Source organism: Chryseobacterium sediminis, from assembly GCF_008386505.1.
GTDB classification, from domain to species: domain Bacteria; phylum Bacteroidota; class Bacteroidia; order Flavobacteriales; family Weeksellaceae; genus Chryseobacterium; species Chryseobacterium sediminis.
The window spans coordinates 338,281-355,427 of sequence record NZ_VUNZ01000001.1 but is presented as its reverse complement, the minus strand read 5'-3'; the positions used below and the strand labels follow the sequence as shown (position 1 = coordinate 355,427).

The 17,147-nt window shown below is 34.4% G+C and carries 17 protein-coding genes; 10 read left to right on the top strand and 7 right to left on the bottom strand.

The window, feature by feature from the left end:
• Window positions 1-37: 37 nt before the first annotated feature.
• Window positions 38-2,548: a cation-translocating P-type ATPase gene (locus tag FW780_RS01500; RefSeq protein ID WP_149831879.1), complete on the bottom strand. Its 2,511-nt coding sequence runs from the start codon at window positions 2,546-2,548 to the stop codon at window positions 38-40.
• Window positions 2,549-2,693: 145 nt separating this feature from the next.
• Here FW780_RS01500 and FW780_RS01495 point away from each other — a divergent pair, with 145 nt between their 5' ends.
• The 3 genes from FW780_RS01495 (at window position 2,694) to FW780_RS01485 (ending at window position 5,726) form a co-directional block, all read left to right on the top strand.
• Window positions 2,694-3,374, top strand: coding sequence for a BON domain-containing protein (locus FW780_RS01495; RefSeq protein ID WP_149831878.1), 681 nt, complete (start codon window positions 2,694-2,696; stop codon window positions 3,372-3,374).
• Window positions 3,375-3,514: 140 nt separating this feature from the next.
• Window positions 3,515-4,189 (top strand): DUF6629 family protein, encoded by a 675-nt coding sequence (locus tag FW780_RS01490; RefSeq protein ID WP_149831877.1) that lies wholly within the window; start codon window positions 3,515-3,517, stop codon window positions 4,187-4,189.
• 241 nt (window positions 4,190-4,430) lie between these two features.
• A complete protein-coding gene (locus FW780_RS01485; RefSeq protein ID WP_034692175.1) occupies window positions 4,431-5,726 on the top strand; it encodes an NRAMP family divalent metal transporter in 1,296 nt (431 codons plus the stop codon).
• A gap of 334 nt (window positions 5,727-6,060) precedes the next feature.
• Here FW780_RS01485 and FW780_RS01480 read toward each other — a convergent pair whose 3' ends face one another.
• Both FW780_RS01480 and FW780_RS01475 read right to left on the bottom strand, forming a co-directional pair.
• Window positions 6,061-6,330 carry a hypothetical protein gene (locus tag FW780_RS01480; RefSeq protein WP_050791153.1) on the bottom strand — a complete coding sequence of 90 codons (270 nt, stop codon included), beginning with the start codon at window positions 6,328-6,330 and terminating at the stop codon, window positions 6,061-6,063.
• 507 nt (window positions 6,331-6,837) lie between these two features.
• Window positions 6,838-7,398 (bottom strand): helix-turn-helix domain-containing protein, encoded by a 561-nt coding sequence (locus FW780_RS01475; RefSeq protein WP_202971510.1) that lies wholly within the window; start codon window positions 7,396-7,398, stop codon window positions 6,838-6,840.
• Window positions 7,399-7,693: 295 nt separating this feature from the next.
• Here FW780_RS01475 and FW780_RS01470 point away from each other — a divergent pair, with 295 nt between their 5' ends.
• On the top strand, window positions 7,694-8,722 hold the full coding sequence (locus FW780_RS01470) for a glycoside hydrolase family 130 protein (protein WP_034692173.1): 1,029 nt from the start codon (window positions 7,694-7,696) through the stop codon (window positions 8,720-8,722).
• Window positions 8,723-8,767: 45 nt separating this feature from the next.
• A complete protein-coding gene (locus FW780_RS01465; RefSeq protein WP_241676821.1) occupies window positions 8,768-11,035 on the top strand; it encodes a glycosyltransferase in 2,268 nt (755 codons plus the stop codon).
• 44 nt (window positions 11,036-11,079) lie between these two features.
• Here the strand turns inward: FW780_RS01465 and FW780_RS01460 are convergent, their stop codons facing one another.
• On the bottom strand, window positions 11,080-12,177 hold the full coding sequence (locus tag FW780_RS01460; protein WP_149831875.1) for a calcium:proton antiporter: 1,098 nt from the start codon (window positions 12,175-12,177) through the stop codon (window positions 11,080-11,082).
• A gap of 464 nt (window positions 12,178-12,641) precedes the next feature.
• Here FW780_RS01460 and FW780_RS01455 point away from each other — a divergent pair, with 464 nt between their 5' ends.
• The 5 genes from FW780_RS01455 (at window position 12,642) to FW780_RS01435 (ending at window position 14,672) form a co-directional block, all read left to right on the top strand.
• Window positions 12,642-12,860 (top strand): hypothetical protein, encoded by a 219-nt coding sequence (locus tag FW780_RS01455; RefSeq protein ID WP_034692169.1) that lies wholly within the window; start codon window positions 12,642-12,644, stop codon window positions 12,858-12,860.
• Between the two features lie 138 nt (window positions 12,861-12,998).
• Window positions 12,999-13,337: a cupin domain-containing protein gene (locus FW780_RS01450; protein ID WP_034692168.1), complete on the top strand. Its 339-nt coding sequence runs from the start codon at window positions 12,999-13,001 to the stop codon at window positions 13,335-13,337.
• On the top strand, window positions 13,330-13,560 hold the full coding sequence (locus tag FW780_RS01445; RefSeq protein ID WP_034692167.1) for a hypothetical protein: 231 nt from the start codon (window positions 13,330-13,332) through the stop codon (window positions 13,558-13,560). The genes FW780_RS01450 and FW780_RS01445 overlap by 8 nt, the downstream gene beginning before the upstream one ends.
• Window positions 13,561-13,567: 7 nt before the next feature.
• Window positions 13,568-14,365, top strand: coding sequence for a hypothetical protein (locus tag FW780_RS01440; RefSeq protein WP_149831874.1), 798 nt, complete (start codon window positions 13,568-13,570; stop codon window positions 14,363-14,365).
• Window positions 14,366-14,408: 43 nt separating this feature from the next.
• On the top strand, window positions 14,409-14,672 hold the full coding sequence (locus FW780_RS01435; protein ID WP_034692165.1) for a hypothetical protein: 264 nt from the start codon (window positions 14,409-14,411) through the stop codon (window positions 14,670-14,672).
• Window positions 14,673-14,763: 91 nt separating this feature from the next.
• Here FW780_RS01435 and FW780_RS01430 read toward each other — a convergent pair whose 3' ends face one another.
• The 3 genes from FW780_RS01430 to FW780_RS01420 form a co-directional block, all read right to left on the bottom strand.
• The gene (locus FW780_RS01430) at window positions 14,764-15,222 is read right to left on the bottom strand and encodes a MaoC family dehydratase (protein ID WP_002980988.1); all 459 of its coding nucleotides are present in this window, start codon (window positions 15,220-15,222) and stop codon (window positions 14,764-14,766) included.
• 240 nt (window positions 15,223-15,462) lie between these two features.
• Window positions 15,463-15,657 (bottom strand): cold-shock protein, encoded by a 195-nt coding sequence (locus tag FW780_RS01425; protein WP_002980989.1) that lies wholly within the window; start codon window positions 15,655-15,657, stop codon window positions 15,463-15,465.
• A 50-nt stretch (window positions 15,658-15,707) separates the two neighbouring features.
• On the bottom strand, window positions 15,708-16,826 hold the full coding sequence (locus tag FW780_RS01420) for a DEAD/DEAH box helicase (RefSeq protein ID WP_047438315.1): 1,119 nt from the start codon (window positions 16,824-16,826) through the stop codon (window positions 15,708-15,710).
• Window positions 16,827-17,147 lie beyond the last annotated feature (321 nt).

Below are 17,147 nucleotides of genomic sequence, written 5' to 3'. Positions count from 1 at the left end.
TCAAGAATATAGTATTCTTAAGAGTGGGTAGTAGTCACTATGCTTTTGCTTTTCCTATTCTCTTCACGTACTTATAGATCTCAAACCATAAGACAGAAACCGCTGCGATGAAAACAGTCATTCCCAATTCACCTATATTAAGAGCTGTTACTTTAAAGAATTGAGAGATAGGCTTTACGTATAATATTGCAAAAAGCAAACCCAAAACTAAGGCAGAAATACCAATAAGCAAGGGATTACGGTTTCTGAAACTTTCCACCACACTGTAAAAGAATGATCGGTTGACAAAACTCAGTAATATGTTGGCAAAGATCAAAGTACTGAATACCATTGCTCTTGTCTTGTCTTCATCCCCTCCATTTTGAACGGTAAATTGATAGACCAATAAAACGCCGAGGGTTATCAAGATCCCCTGAATAAAGCTGATTCCCAACTCATTCAAACTTAAAAAAGTATCTCCGATGGCTCGTGGCGGCTGCCTCATTGTGTTTTTTTCCATGGGCTCATTCTCATAAACGATAGAACAAGTCGGCCCCATCACTAACTCAAGGAAAATAACGTGTACTGGAGTAAATATGTGCGGAAATACCCATCCCAAAAACAGAGGCAAGGAAACCGTCAGTATAATAGGAATATGAATAGAAATAATATACTGAACCGCCTTTTTAATATTGTTATAAATTCTCCTTCCTGCAGCAATTCCAACAATCAGTTTTTCCAAATCATCATTCGTGATAACCAACGCAGCAGCTGATTTGGCAATTTCGGTTCCTTTACTTCCCATTGCAACACCAACGTGCGCTGCTTTTAAGGCAGGACCATCGTTTACACCATCTCCAAGCATAGCCACCACTTCGCCTTTCTTTTTCAGCGCATTGACTACTGCAAGTTTCGCATCCGGAAACATCCTGGTAAATAAAGTAGTTTTTTCCGAGATTTCCATTAATGCTTCTTCAGTATTATTCATTATTTCACTACCATTGATGGCAGGAGTAGTGTTGATAATTCCTGCCTGTATTGCAATTGCTTTGGTTGTATCTTCATTATCTCCCGTTATAACCTTTACCTTAATACCGGCATCATAAATACTTTGAAAGACCTCTTCTATTCCTTTTTTAGGAGGATCATAAAATACAGCCAGCCCTAAAAATTCAAATACAAAATCCTGCTGTCTTTTGGGAAAATTGTTCCCTACAAAATGCGACTTTGAAACTCCCAAAACGCGGTAACCTTGCTGTCCAAATGTTTTTATAATGTCCCTTATCTTTTCTTTCTCTGTCTCTGAAAGGCGGGAAACATTCAAAATTGCTTCCGGAGCTCCTTTTGCTGCAATAATTCTATCTTTATTTTCATTCTCAAAAAGATGAGTCATCATGGGTGGCTTGCCTTCAAGCGGATATTCATGAAACATTTTATATTCTTTTCGTAAATCATTCTTTTGAGTTTCGTCATACGTTTTATGCAGAGTGATTTCCATAGGGTCAAAAGGGACTGGCTCACTACTCCACATTGCATAATCAATAAGTTCACTTAAATCATCATTTTTAAATTCTTTTTCTTCATAAATTGTATCGGATAGGTAATTATATAAATGTTGAAGCTTCATCGAATTCTCAGTAATGGTTCCGGTTTTATCAGTACAGATAACCGTGGTACTTCCCAGGGTTTCTACAATACTGCTCCGCTTAATAATAATGCCCTGACGCATAAGCTTCCACGCTCCCAAGGCCATAAAAGTTGTAAATGCCACAGGAATTTCCTCAGGTAATACAGACATTGCCAGGGTTAATCCACTAAGCAGGCTCGTAACCAGATCTCCGGTTTTAATATAACTGAAGATACAAACCATCAAAAAAATAATGACCCCAATGACAGCCATCCATTTTACAAACTTTCCGATCTGGAATTGTAATGGTGATATTTCTTCTTTTATATTCAATATAGATTCCCCAATTTTTCCTACGCGGGTTTCTGAGCCTATTTTTTTAACTTTAAAAACCGCCAAACCTGAAACGGTAACCGTACCACTATATACAAGATTATCCTCGGATTTACTATCCTTAAAAACTGAAAAACTTTCGCCCGTAAGAGATGATTCATTCACAGAGAAATCATTGCTGTGCACAATCACTCCATCAGCATTTATATTTTTTCCTTCTTCAGTAACACATAAATCACCTACAACAATTTCATGGGTTGGAATTTCTACTATTTGGGAGTTTCTGATGACCTTACTTAAAGGTTCGTTCAGCTTCTCAAGTTCCTCAAGAGCTTTTTTACTGCGATTATCCTGATAAAAAGAAATAGCAGTTACCGCTACGATAGCCACAAACATAAAGGCAGCCTCACCATAATCCTCCACTATCACATAAATGACAGAAATAATGATAAGCAAGATCAGCATAGGTTCTTTTAAAATATCAATGACCAGATCAAACCATGTATTTTTATGGACCCCTTCCAAACGATTATATCCATTTCGTTGCCGGGAAGCTACCACTTCATCATGTGTAAGACCTGTAAGACCTTCGGGTATATTGTAAGACATAACAAATAAATAGGTTATCTAAAAATAAGCAATTATTATATACGAATTCAATTTCCCTTCTTGACCAGTATCAGGTTTCAATGTGATATATATCATCGTATTTTTTCCCAAGTTTCTGGAATTTTGATTGATAAATTACGTTATCATGAAGACAAATACAGAATTACAAAAAAATGTTCAGGATGCCATTAAAAGAGAGCCATTACTACATGCAGCAGAAATAGGGGTGACTGCAAAAGACGGTGTCGTTGCCCTTACTGGAGTAGTTGATCATTATGCAAAAAAAATAGAGGCCGAGAATGCTGCAAAAAAAGTTATTGGAGTAAAAGTTTTAGTAGAAAACATTCTCGTTAAATCTCCAGATTCCTTATCAATAACTGATGATGAAATTGCCAAAGAGATTTTAAAAACTTTTAAATCCAATGCATTGATTCCAGAGAACAAAATCAAAGTAATTGTAGAAAATGGTCAGGTGACTTTGGAAGGTGAATTGCAATGGGATTATCAACGGGAAATTACTCAAAATGCAATCCGGTATCTTTCAGGCGTAAAAGGGGTAATCAATCATATAAAAATCATATCAGACATAATGGATGATATTAAACAAAAAGATATTGAACATGCAATGAACATGAACTGGGCGTTTTATAATAATGATGTTCACATTCAAGTATCCGGTGCTACAGTAATCTTAACAGGAACAGTAAATTCATGGTATCAAAAAGAAGAAGCCGGTCGTATTGCATGGAAAACTCCTGGGATACGGCATGTAGATAATAGGCTATTGGTAGATTATGAATATTCAAACAATAATTTATCATCGTAGATATGACTCTTTTATTCAAGCTGTAGAGCAGCGAATTGTGAAATTAGAGCAGACTTTGTTTTAACAATAATGAATAGCAATTAAGATTAACATTATTCTGTAAAAAAGTCACGAAAAATAACTTTTAAAATCCAAAGCAAATGTGTTTTTCAGCAATTTCAAGTTTTTCAGCAGGTATAGCACTCACGGCTGTTGGTATAGCATGTATAAAAAAAACACGCCATCCTTCACAGCATCTTTTCGCATGTATTCCATTTATTTTTGGAGTCCAACAGCTAACAGAAGGAATACTTTGGCTAACCCTTCCCCAGCCAGATCATATCATTATGCAACGGGCTGCAACCTTTATATTTCTATTTTTTGCAGAGATTCTGTGGCCCGTTTGGGTACCTATTTCTCTTTTAATGTTTGAGGACAATGAGCCCCGAAAAAAAGTACAGAAGATATTATTAGGTGTAGGAATCATCGTAAGTATTTATTTGGCATATTGTCTTTTATCATATCATGTGGAAGCAAAGATTATGGGTCATCATATTACTTACATCCAAAACTATCCTGCTTCATTGAGGAATTATAGTATTATATCATATGGCGTGGCAACAATTGCTCCTCCGTTTTTTTCCCAACTAAAAAGAATGCACTTTTTTGGTATAGCCATTTTGGTTTCTTATATAGTTTCAGAGATCTTTTACGATCATTACATACTCTCTGTTTGGTGTTTTTTCGCGGCAATCATAAGCATGTCTGTTTATATAATTGTGAGTGAAAAAACAGATAAAAAGCAAAGAGAATATCCTGAAATTTATGTCAAATAAAAATAATTTAGCTATATCACTAAAAAACAACAGAAAAGATGAAGAAATACAAGCTCGGGAGGGTAAGCATGGTATTTTAAATGGATTAAAAATGGATTTCCCCAACTTTTCAAAAGCTCACTATATTTCTTGAACTGAATACTTACAGATGTCTTACATTAACTTTAGTAAAGTAAGAACCTGATATTTTCTACAAAAATATCTTAATTAATAGTATATTATACTTAAAAACAATTTAGCAATGTCTATCAAACAAAATGTTGAGAATCAAACAAAAAAGATTAAAAAATTCTTCGGCCTATTAGGTCCAGGACTGACAACAGGTGCCGCTGATGATGATCCCTCTGGCATTGCTACATACTCTCAGACAGGAGCCCAATTCGGTTATGGGCAGCTATGGACCGCACTCTATATGCTACCATTTATGATCGCAGTACAGGAAGCCTGTGCAAGAATAGGAATAGTTACCGGTAAAGGATTAACAGGCGTAATTAAAGAACATTACAGTAAAAAAATCCTATATAGCTCGGTAGGGCTTGTTGTTATTGCTAATACGATCAATATCGGAGCGGATATTGGAGCAATGGCAGCTGCCGCACAATTAATTATTCCTGCCGATATTGTTATCCTGATGCTGTTTTTTACTATTAGTATACTTATATTAGAGGTCTTCACCAGTTATCGCGTATATTCAAAAGTTCTTAAGTGGCTGGCATTATCACTTCTTGCCTACCCCCTTACAGCTTTCATGATTGATCAGCCATGGAAAGAAATACTAAAAGCCTCTATGGTTCCTCATTTTGAATTTTCATTCAATTTTCTTTTCATAATCACTGGAGTTTTTGGGACGACTATAACACCTTATATGTTTTTTTGGCAGGCATCTCAGGAAGTAGAAGAAGAAAATGAAAGAGGGTTGATCAGAGATGGAAAACCAAGTATCGGATGGCGTCATATTCATGCGATGAGAAAGGATAATAATATAGGTATGGTCATTTCTGAATTTACAACATGGTGTATTATATTAGTTGGAGGAACTGTACTGCATAGTGCCCATATAACAGATATTAATACTGCCGCTGACGCAGCGAAGGCTTTAGAACCTTTAGTACAATCATTTCCAAATTCAGGAATGATATCAAAAATCATATTTGCCATTGGAATCATTGGGCTGGGATTACTTGCTGTGCCTGTTCTCTCAGGCTCCGCATCTTATGCTGTTTCAGAAGCTTTCAATTGGAATGCAAGTTTAAACCTGAAATTTACAAAAGCAACAGGTTTTTATATGGTTATTATTATCGCAACACTTCTCGGTCTGTGTATGAATTTCATTGGAATTAATCCTGTGAAAGCATTAGTTTATACCGCAGTACTCAACGGAGTAGCAGCAGTACCTCTGTTGTTTCTTATCATCCGAATATCTGCAAGTGAGCATATTATGGGAGAGTTTAAAAGCAGGCGGCTTTCAAAAACTTTATTATGGGCCACTTTTTTCTTTATGGCTACAGCATCAATTGCTATGTTTTTTACTATTTAAAATAAATCTGTAAATAATGTAGAAAGGTAACAGCTAATATTAACCATTTTTATATAATTATATATTAAGTTAATAGCTGCAATATCTGAGTGTTATATTAAAGGAAATCTTCTTTTGAGACTTAAATATTAAATAAAGGACTAATAATTATCATTCCTAATGACATCAATCAATGCAGAGAACAATTTCTCCTTTTCATTCAGTATCCTTCGTTACTATTTCAAGAAATAATCCTGTATTATAATTATAACCCAGTATCCAATATGCTGAAACTTTATTGCATCTAAAATTTAATGTTAATCTCAAAAGCTTTTTACACTGCTGAAATCAATGCTCAGATAACATCATAGTCATTCATGGTTGTTACAAAATAATGCTCAATCATTTCCTTTGCATTTTCGCACATTGACAAAAGATCTTCTCTGGTCATATCCTCAAAAATAAAATCATCATGAACCTCAATAATGAACTCAGTCATTTTTTCAGTGTTCATAAGATCATAAGCCATTAAATCATTTAAATTATCTAATCTGCATTCTTCCTTAAAAAAAGGATGTTTTAGGGAAATAGAATTCTTAAATTGAAAAAGATGTATTGTTTTCATAATTTCTAGCGTTAAGGTGGTAATAAGAAAGTCTGTTTTATATATAAACATGATGTTTAATCATGAATGTTCAAACAGATTTCTTTTTGTAGATTCAGTTGATGAAATATTATATATATCAATAGGGTTAAAAAGGACAGAAACCAGAGGTTCCTATCCTTAATTAATTAAAACCTTTTGAAAACAGATTTACCTATTTTATAGAGATTTTAATAAGCTCATTATTAAAATTGAGAATCCGTAAGTCTATTAATTTTATCATGGTGTATATTCGTTTTCCCTAGTTTTTTTTACTATTACAATGTTTTCTAATACCGGAGACCAGCATTATATACGATGTATACTTTCAACTGTTTGCTATATTTTCCAGTCTAAAATTTGCATTATTTATAGTGATATAAACTTTAATGGATCTGATAAATTCCTGATTATTATACTACAAAGATGGCCGTTTCAGTATAGACTAAGCTATATATATCCGGAATAATCTTACATATATCCCACCTTTTATAAGTCTTCCAGATTGCCAAGGCGTCTTTGCTTCAACTGCTTATAAAATGAAGGAGAAAGCCCTGTGATCTTTTTAAACTGGTTAGAAAGATGGGCCACACTGCTGTAGTTGAGTTTATAAGAAATTTCTGTAAGATTCAGTTCGTCATACAACAGCAGTTCTTTTACCTTTTCTACTTTATTAATAATGATAAAATGCTGGAGTGTCATTCCTTTCACTTCAGAAAAGGTATTCGCAAGATAAGTATAGTCATATCCTAATTTTTCGCTTATATAATCTGAGAAATTTTCTTTTGGAAGTTCATCTGAATAATGAATCATTTCGATCACTACATTCTTTATTTTCTCTATCAGGATACTTTTTTTATCATCTAATACCTCAAGTCCTGTTTTAAGTAAATTTTCTTTAAGGATTTGTCTTTTTTCTGAGCTAATATCATCCAACAATTCTACTGTTCCCAAATCGACGACAGCATTTTTAATGCCCAGTTTTTCCAGTTCCTGATGGACAACCATTTTGCAGCGCAAACTTACCATATATTTTATATACAACTTCATCTCCCTTACGATTTATACCGGCCAATTATTTCATTAACAGCCATTTATTCAAAGTTAGTCTATTCAATCGGAAATATCTATGATTTATACAACAAATTAAAAGACAATTGCAAAGCTTTCCTTTTTTAATGATTGAAATTTACAGGTAACAAAAAAAATTACAATGTCAAAAGAAAAAGACGGAAAAAAGAAATCAGATAAAACGCCACCCGCAAAATCCGCAAAAGAGAAACGGGAGGATAAAATGAGTAAACGAAGAGGAAGGAAACAAGAAGCCCGAAATAACGTAAACTGAGTGGTATCTGTAAAACGAGACGGAATTATACTCACAAAAACAGCTTTAGACTTTGAGAGTGAGGGTGTTTTAAACCCTGCTGTCATTCAGGATAGCGGAAAAATACACTTATTCTACAGGGCTCTTGCCAGAAATAATTTCTCCAGTATCGGATACTGTATATTATCAGATTATAAGACCATAGAAACAAGATTGAGCATTCCGGTGATCATTCCCGAGTTTGAATATGAAAAGCATGGGGTTGAAGATCCAAGAATCGTAAAAATCGATCATTTATTTTATATTACCTATACAAGTTATGATGGGGTTAACGCATTGGGAACACTTGCCGTATCAGAGGATCTTACTTCGTGGCAAAAACAGGGGATAATTGTTTCCAAAATTCCCTATAACAAGTTTAGATTTTTATCGGAGTCCCAAGGTGAAATAGGAGAAAAATACAAACGTTTCAACAAACTCCCGTCTGCTCATAAAAAAGATAAAGAGATCTTTCTTTGGGACAAAAATGTCATATTTTTCCCAAGAAGAATTAACGGTAAGCTTTATTTTCTTCATCGCATAAGACCTGATATCCAAATTGCAGGTATAGAAAGCATTGAAGATCTGAATCCAGATTTCTGGAAAGATTACTTCCTTCATTTTAAAGAACATATTGTATTATCTCCTAAATATGAGCATGAAGTAAGCTATATTGGCGGAGGATGTCCCCCTATAGAAACCAAGCATGGATGGCTTTTGATATACCATGGGGTACATGATACCATTGAAGGGTATGTTTACAGTGCATGTGCTGCTTTACTGGATCTTGATAATCCCCAAAAGGAAATTTCAAGGCTTCCTTATCCTCTTTTCAAACCCGAAGAAGAATGGGAACAGAAAGGAGAAGTAAACAATGTCTGCTTCCCTACCGGAGCCATCGTAGAAGGAGATACACTCCATGTTTACTATGGAGCAGCAGATCAAAGAATTGCTGTTGCTTCTTTAAGTATTTCAGAATTACTGAAAGAATTACTACGGTACACACCATAACTGACGATTCAATACAGGATGTCAGACTTTAAAACAGATATCATCATGAATAAAAATATAAAATCAGACGTGGAGGAAAAGACAAAAAGACGATCTGTACAAAGTAATAAAAACACATTTTATCATAAACCTGAAATTATCTTTATAAGTACTTTTCCTCCTAAGGTGTGCGGTATTGCGACCTATTGTCAGGATTTGATACAATCCCTTAAGTTAAAATTCAGAGAATCATTTAGCATCATTACCTGCCCGATGGAAACTGAGGATGAGCATTATCAATATGAAGCAGATCCAGCATATCGCTTAAATACATCCGATGCCATATCTTACTTGGAGCTGGCTGATAAAATCAACAAAAATGACAGGATTCAACTGGTTATGCTCCAGCATGAATTTGGATTTTTCAACGAAACCCAAGACGGATTACTCCTTTTCCTTCAAAATTTACAGAAAGACCTCATCATTACTTTTCACACTGTTCTACCGAAACCTGATCCCAAATTAAAAGAAAAAGTAAAAGAAATCAGCAGTTTCGTAAAATCCATTATTGTCATGACCGGTATTTCTGCGGATATCCTTACCAATGATTATGATATTTCATCTGATAAAATTAAAGTGATACCCCACGGTACCCATTTGCTGCCATTTATAGATAAAATTTCACTGAAAACAAAATACGGATTTAAAGATAAAAAGGTACTTTCAACATTTGGTTTACTGGGTGCTGGGAAAAATATTGAAACCACTTTAGAAGCTCTGCCTGCAATCATTTCCCAAAATCCGGATGTAATGTTCCTGATTATCGGAAAGACACATCCCGGAATCATTAAATATGAAGGAGAAAAGTACCGTGATTTTTTACAGGATACTATTAAGAGGCTTCATCTGGAAAAACATACGTACTTTATCAACCAATATCTGCCTTTGAATGAGTTGCTAGATTATCTTCAGCTTACCAATATCTATCTTTTCACTACAAAAGACAGAAATCAGGCAGTAAGCGGTACTTTTTCCTATGCCATCAGCTGTGGATGCCCTATTGTTTCTACCCCTATTCCTCATGCTGTGGAAGTCTTAAATGAAGATCTGGGAATTATTATTGATTTTGAAGCTCCGGAACAGCTTGCTGCTGCCGTGAATACATTATTGAAAAATGAAACCGCACAGGAAAAATTACGATCAAATAGTCTGGAAAAAATGGCTCCCACAGCCTGGGAGAATTCATCTATTTCACACGCCTTATTATTTCAACAATACAACAAAGACAAAATGACATTACACTATACATTCCCGATCATCAATCTTAGCCATATCAAAAATATGACAACGGATTTTGGAATGATCCAATTTTCTAAAATCAACAAACCTGATATCAATTCCGGGTATACTTTGGACGATAATGCCCGTGCTTTGATTGTAGCCTGCAGACATTACGAAGTAAGCAGAGATGAATCTGATCTTGACTTAATCTCAACCTACCTGAATGTAATAAAGTTTTGTCAACAACCGGATGGTAGTTTTCTCAACTATGTAAATAAAGATAAGGAATTTGCACAACAAAATTACGAAACCAACCTTGAAGACTCCAATGGCAGGGCAATCTGGGCATTGGGATACCTTCTTTCTATAAAAGCAATCTTACCACGACTTTTTTCTGATGAAGCAGAGTCCATCATTGAAAAAAGTCTTCCGTCTAGTGATAAAATTTATTCTACACGTGCAATGGCTTTTATTATAAAGGGATTGCATTATCAAAACTCTGAAAACAATATTCCATTATTGAAAAAACTGGCTAACAGACTGGTAAAAATGTATCAGCATGAGAAACATAAAGACTGGCATTGGTTTGAAAGCTACCTTACCTATGGAAACAGCGTACTCCCTGAAGCTTTATTGTGTGCGTGGATTACAACCCAGGACGAAATGTATAAACAGGTTGCCAATGAATCGTTCAAGTTTTTGCTTTCTAAAACATTTAGTAAGGGAGCCATTAAAGTAATATCCAACAAAGGATGGCTGCAGAGAGAAACGATTAAAAGCCCTGAATCAATTGGTGGTGAACAGCCTATTGATGTCGCTTATACCATATTGGCCTTATCCACATTCTATAAGGTTTTTAAGGATGAAAAATACCTGCAGATGATGAGAAATGCTTTTAGTTGGTTTTTAGGAAAGAATCACTTACATCAGATTATTTATAACCCTGCAACAGGCGGATGTTATGACGGGCTTGAAGAGAAAAATGTTAATCTCAATCAGGGAGCAGAATCAACAGTCAGTTACCTCATGGCAAGGCTCTGTTTTCCAAAATAACAGCCTTTAATTATCGCCATATTTAGATATTAATACACAGTAGTTTATGGTACGATTGTAATAAAGAGATAAATTAAAAATATAGCGATCAGTACAATTCCCTGCATAATATTGGTTCTGCCAGTTGCCAGTGAAACAGTAATAATAAAAAGCGACAGCCCTAAAAGTATTGTTGATTTAATATCTATTCCTAATGTCATTCTTATACCGGTTATTACAGATATGATAGCTATGGCAGGAATACTGAGTCCGATACTGGCCAAAGCAGAACCAAAGGCCAGATTTAATGAGGTTTGGATCTGATCACTTTTTGCAGCCCTGAATGCAGCCAGTCCTTCCGGAAGAAGAACAATACCTGCAATAATGATACCTACAAGTGATTTTGGGGCACCTGCGGAAACCACTATATGCTCAACATCCTTTGAAAGAAGCTTTGCCAATAAAACGACTATTCCCAGGGATAATAGTAACAATATACAACTGATATACAATTGTTTTCGGGAAATCAGTTCATGATTATCTTGTACAGGCTGATTTTTGGACAGTTTATTCTCTGGAGAAATGAAAAAGCTTCGATGTCTAAACGTTTGAATCATAGTAAATCCGAGATAAAGTCCTAAAGAAATCAAGGCGATAAAAAGCAATTGAAAGGATGTATATTCGCCTCCGAGATGACTCACCGTATAATTGGGGAGAATAAGCACAAAAATAATAACTGACGTTAGCGTAATGAGTGCCGTACTTACTCCCTGTAATGTAAAGCTCTGCTCTCTGTATCTTAAGGAACCTATCACAATACAGCTCCCAATGATTCCGGTAAGGATTATCATTACGGCAGCAAAAACCGTATCTCTGGCAAGGGTAATGGTTTCCAAGCCTTTTGCTCCCATCATAATAGAAATAATAAGTCCTACTTCTATGACCGTAATGGCAAATGCCAGAAGCAAGGTTCCAAATGGCTCTCCCAAGCGATGGGCAATAACTTCGGAATGATACACTGCTGCCAAAACACTCCCCATCAAAAATAAAGCAAGAATCACAGAATAATATCCTGAAGAAAAAATAGTATTCCCAACATAAGAAAGCCACGCCAGGATAGGAACTAAAAAAGTCCACATCCATAAATATTTTTTTATATTCATAAAAACAATAATATTTTTTACAATTGAATTGTCCTTTGGAGAAAATCACAAGATTTATATTCCCTTTTTCAAAACAGTTTCTATAAATGATTTGAAGCAGACTAGAGAGGTTATACTGGAAATATCAAATAATGAAAAAAGTGAATAGGTCGGAACTTAAAGTCCGGATCATCAGTTCAATGTAGTTATTCAGCAAGATACGATTAATTAATCACTTATTTGGAATTATATAGTAGTATTTTAGGTTTGTAATCATGTCCTAAGGCTCAAAAATCTCCATTACTTCATAAATAGCCATCAAAGCAACTGTTTTTATGATCAACCCTCTTACATATTCTTAAAAAGAAGCTGGAATTTTGTAAAAGTGTGATATGTGCAACATAAAAGAAACAATCTGTAATACAATAGATTATTAAACACCCATCTTTGTATGGTAGCAATGAAGTTACACTAAAATCCACCTTATGGACACAAACCAAAACAAAGGCGACAAATTTTTCAAAACTCCTGGAGCCTGGATTGAGCAGTCAAAACAACTGAAAGAAAAATTTTCAACATTAACGGACCACGATCTGAAACTTGAAGAAGGGAAAGAAAGGGAAATGCTGGAAAGAATCGGAAACAGATTAAGAAAAAACCGTGAAGAAGTTCTCAATATTATCAAAGAAATCAATCTTTCATAAATTGTTTTCAAGGACAGTTAAAGCCAATGAAAAAATATATTTATCAAAAGTTTTACTGTAAAAGGGATGGAATATTAGATAGTTCTGTCCCTTTTATTTACAATACCATCTGCTCTTTTTATCTTTAAACCCACAGTGATGAATCATAGAGAACTTGAAAAATCGAAAGTATATATTACAAGCCAGATTGTAGATTACATCCCAAATTCTGTAGTGAGTAAAAATATACTGGAAAAACTGACCGGTAATATCAGTATTTTATCTTTTGATGACAAAGAAGGGTTATCTGAAAAGATTTCTCCTTTTGATACTGTTGCACAGATCATTGAAGGTAAAGCTGAAATCATTATAGACGGAGCTTCTTACTTTATGGAAGAAGGTGAATGCATTATCGTTCCTGCCCATAAATCTCATTCTATAAAAGGAAATAAGCGCTTTAAGATGATCGTAACAATAATAAAAAGCGGCTATGAATAATCTGAATACCCTATCTATTTTAACGAAAAAGATATTAAAAAAAACAGTTGAAATTCAAAAAGAATTTCCTGAACTCTATGAGCTTTTAGACGAAACACCACTATTTTTTTCTTTTACAGAGAAAAATATAACAATCAGAGATCTAAGACAGTATCTTATTTCCCTTATAATACAGCAAAAGGCCTTTGAAAAAAGGGCTATCATGAAAAATGATTTACAATAAAATTCTGATGAAAAAGTTAACTAAGCATCCAAAGAGTAAATTAGGGCTCAGAAATAAAAAAAATATTTCAAGAAGATCCTATTATTCCCAGTTTACCTCGCTGTTCTATCTACGAAATACAAACATAACCTTAGAAAGAGATGCTAAAGAGATTCTAAGAATGTTAAAAGAATTACAGCAGCTTATCAACAGATCAAGATTGGTATTTAGCACATACTGTAGTTTAAGCCAGCATAACCTGTGGCAGTCTGTTTTAGAAGACCTGAGCGGGAACATACAGAATATTAGAATCCAGTTTGAATATATACTGGAAAATATTACTAAAAAAAATAAAATCAATGCATCTATATTCTGGCAGCAAAACGAAGTCTATACAGATGAAATGGAAGTAACCCATAAAAAACTCATTCTATTGACTACTCAGATTTTACCGGAAGAAGAAAGATCATCATGGAAAGTAAATATTTGTAACTTTTACGATGAAATTTTTTCTTTACTCATTCCACTTATTGGGATGTGCAGGCTTGAATTGAACTTTATAGAAAAATATTCGCCTAAAATCTTCAACCAAACTGCTATGGATATTATTAAAAATATTCCAAAAAATTACACATTACAGGAAGCAAAAGAATATGAACATGAATACTTAAAAGTATTAACTAACTACAATCATAAATTCTATAGAAAAAATAATTTTTGGAACAGCATATTATACATCCTTTCAGGTGGTATGTGCCCATTACCATCAGAACGTACCTTATCCAAAAGAGAGATCAGCAGAAAAATGAAAGATAAGTTTTCTTAATGAACCTCCACCTAATTTTTTTATCTTATTAAATATTTTTGAAATGAAAACAATACATCTCTTTCGGTTTAACGATTCTATTTTCCGTAAAATTCCTTTCTTCAAAGAAGAGCATAGGTTGAAAACCGATGTAACGGAAATTGATTTAATGAATATTGAAATAGTAACTGAATATATTGTGAAAACACATGATGACTTTAGTTTCGACAATACATCAGGAAATGATCTTTTATCAATGTGCAAAAAAGCTCAAAAAACAATTGAACATTATTTTGTGATAAAACTGGATCACTATGATTTTATATGAAAAAGTTATTTAATCAAATGTTAGTATCATAATCCAAACAGTAAGATATTGGAGGCTTCCCGTATTTTAATTTTTTTAATCTGGCTTCCTATTATAAAAAATGATATAGAAAAATTACATCCCCTGTATAGGCGGGTTTCGCATGATTCTTTATAAGAAGTTTAGCTTCCACTACTACTTTTATAGTTCCTCTGAGATCTGTCACCGATTTCACAGTGGCCTGTAGTTTTACGTCAGTCTCTACAGGAACAGCCTGGCCAAATTTAAGGTTCTCAATCCCATAATTGATTTCCATTTTTACATTTCTCACCTCAGCAATTTGTTTCCAGAGATAAGGGATCAGCGATAAAAGCAAATAGCCATGAGCAATTGTAGATTTGAACGGGCCTTCTTTTTCAGCTCTTTCTTTATTAATATGGATCCACTGGTCATCTAAGGTTGCCTCTGCAAACCTGTTGATCTGCTTCTGATCTATGGTATGCCAATCAGAAAACCCGACCATTTGTCCTTCGAAAGCCTTATACTCTCTAAAATTGTTAATGATAATCATGTTTGTCTGTCTTTTTTATTTAGACTGATTGAAATTCTTCCTTGAAAAACCTCTCACGTCGATGTGAGAGGTAAATGAACATAATGGAAAATAAAAAGTAATTTAACTTACACCAATGTTCTTTCAAACAATATACTCAAATTCCAAAGATTACTGGACTTTGAATTGTAAAAAAATATAAAAATATAATACTGAAATTGAAAATAATATTTATTTCAAACAGATGATATTAAAGCTTAATTATGCCAGTTTTACATTAACCGCATTTAAACCTTTATCACTCTTTTGTACATCGAAAACGACTTTATCATTTTCACGGATTGATCTTGAGTCTAATCCTGAAGAATGTACAAATATATCTTTACTCCCGTCTGTAGGAGAAATAAATCCGAAGCCTTTTGCTTCATTGAAAAATTTTACTGTGCCTTGTTGCATTGTAATTATTATTAAAAAATTATTTATTGTTTTCTGTAAACTCTACAGATTTATTTATAAAATGATCTGACCGGCATTGTGAATCCTATCAGTTTTTGAATATTTTTAAGATCTAAGCGCTCATCGGTATCGCAAAATGAAATAGCAGTACCTTCCGTTCCTGCCCTTCCGGTTCTTCCGATCCTGTGGACATACGTTTCCGGAATATTGGGAAGCTCATAGTTTACTACATGTGGAAGATCATCAATATCAATACCTCTGGCTGCAATATCTGTAGCTACCAATACTTTAATCTTACTGCTTTTAAAATCATCAAGTGCATTCTGTCTTGCGGTCTGAGATTTGTTCCCATGAATCGCTGCAGCAAAAATCCCTACTCCTTCCAATTGCTGTACCAGCTTATTGGCAATATGCTTAGTACGGGTAAAAACCAGTGAACGCCTCATATTTTCATTTTGCAATAAATCAATCAACAAACCCGTCTTATCTCTTTTTTCCACAAAATAAACGGATTGTTTCACCGTTTGTGCGGTTGAAGATACTGGAGTTACAGTAACCTCTACAGGATTATTCAGAATTGTTTCCGCAAATTTTCTTATACCTGAAGGCATTGTGGCCGAAAAAAATAAGGTCTGCCTTTTCTGGGGAATCAGCTTTAAAACTTTTTTGACATCATTGATAAACCCCATGTCAAGCATTCTGTCTGCTTCATCCAAAACAAATATTTCTATTTTAGAAAGATCAATATGTCTTTGATTAACCAAATCCAGCAATCTGCCGGGTGTAGCCACCAGAATATCTACTCTTTTCCTAAGAGCCGCAAGCTGTCCGCCCGCTGGGACTCCTCCATAAACAGAGAGTTGTGATAAAGGTAAATATTTGCTGTACACAGCAAAATTCTCTTCAATCTGTATTGCTAATTCCCGGGTCGGCGTAAGTATTAATGTTCTGATCTCTTTATGATCAGGGGTATATTTTTTTAACAACTGAAGAATAGGCATTGCAAATGCTGCCGTTTTTCCTGTACCTGTCTGGGCACATCCTATAATATCTTTTCCTGCAAGAATATGGGGTATTGCTGTATACTGTATTTCAGTTGGCTTAGAATACCCTGCTTCTGTTACAGCACGGATAATGGGATTGATTAAATTTAAATTTTTGAAACTCATCATAATGTTCGGTCTTCCCGATATTTTGTAAGCAAATTCCCTTTTCAGAATTTGAATTGGTGTATCATAATGATGAATAAAAAAATCTTTTTTCTTCATCATTTTACTTGCTTAACTTCCGATAAATTACCTGTGTAGTATTCATGAGCCTGCAATAACGTATCCTTCTAGGATGAAAAGACTTGTGGAGTGTTTTCACATTCGAAACCCGATTGATAATTGGGTGGCTGAAAAAGCAAAAACTGAAAGAAAAAATGGTGAGTTTAAACTATTACAGAATGGCAAAGGCAGAAACCTGTTTTATAAATGCATTGCAAATAT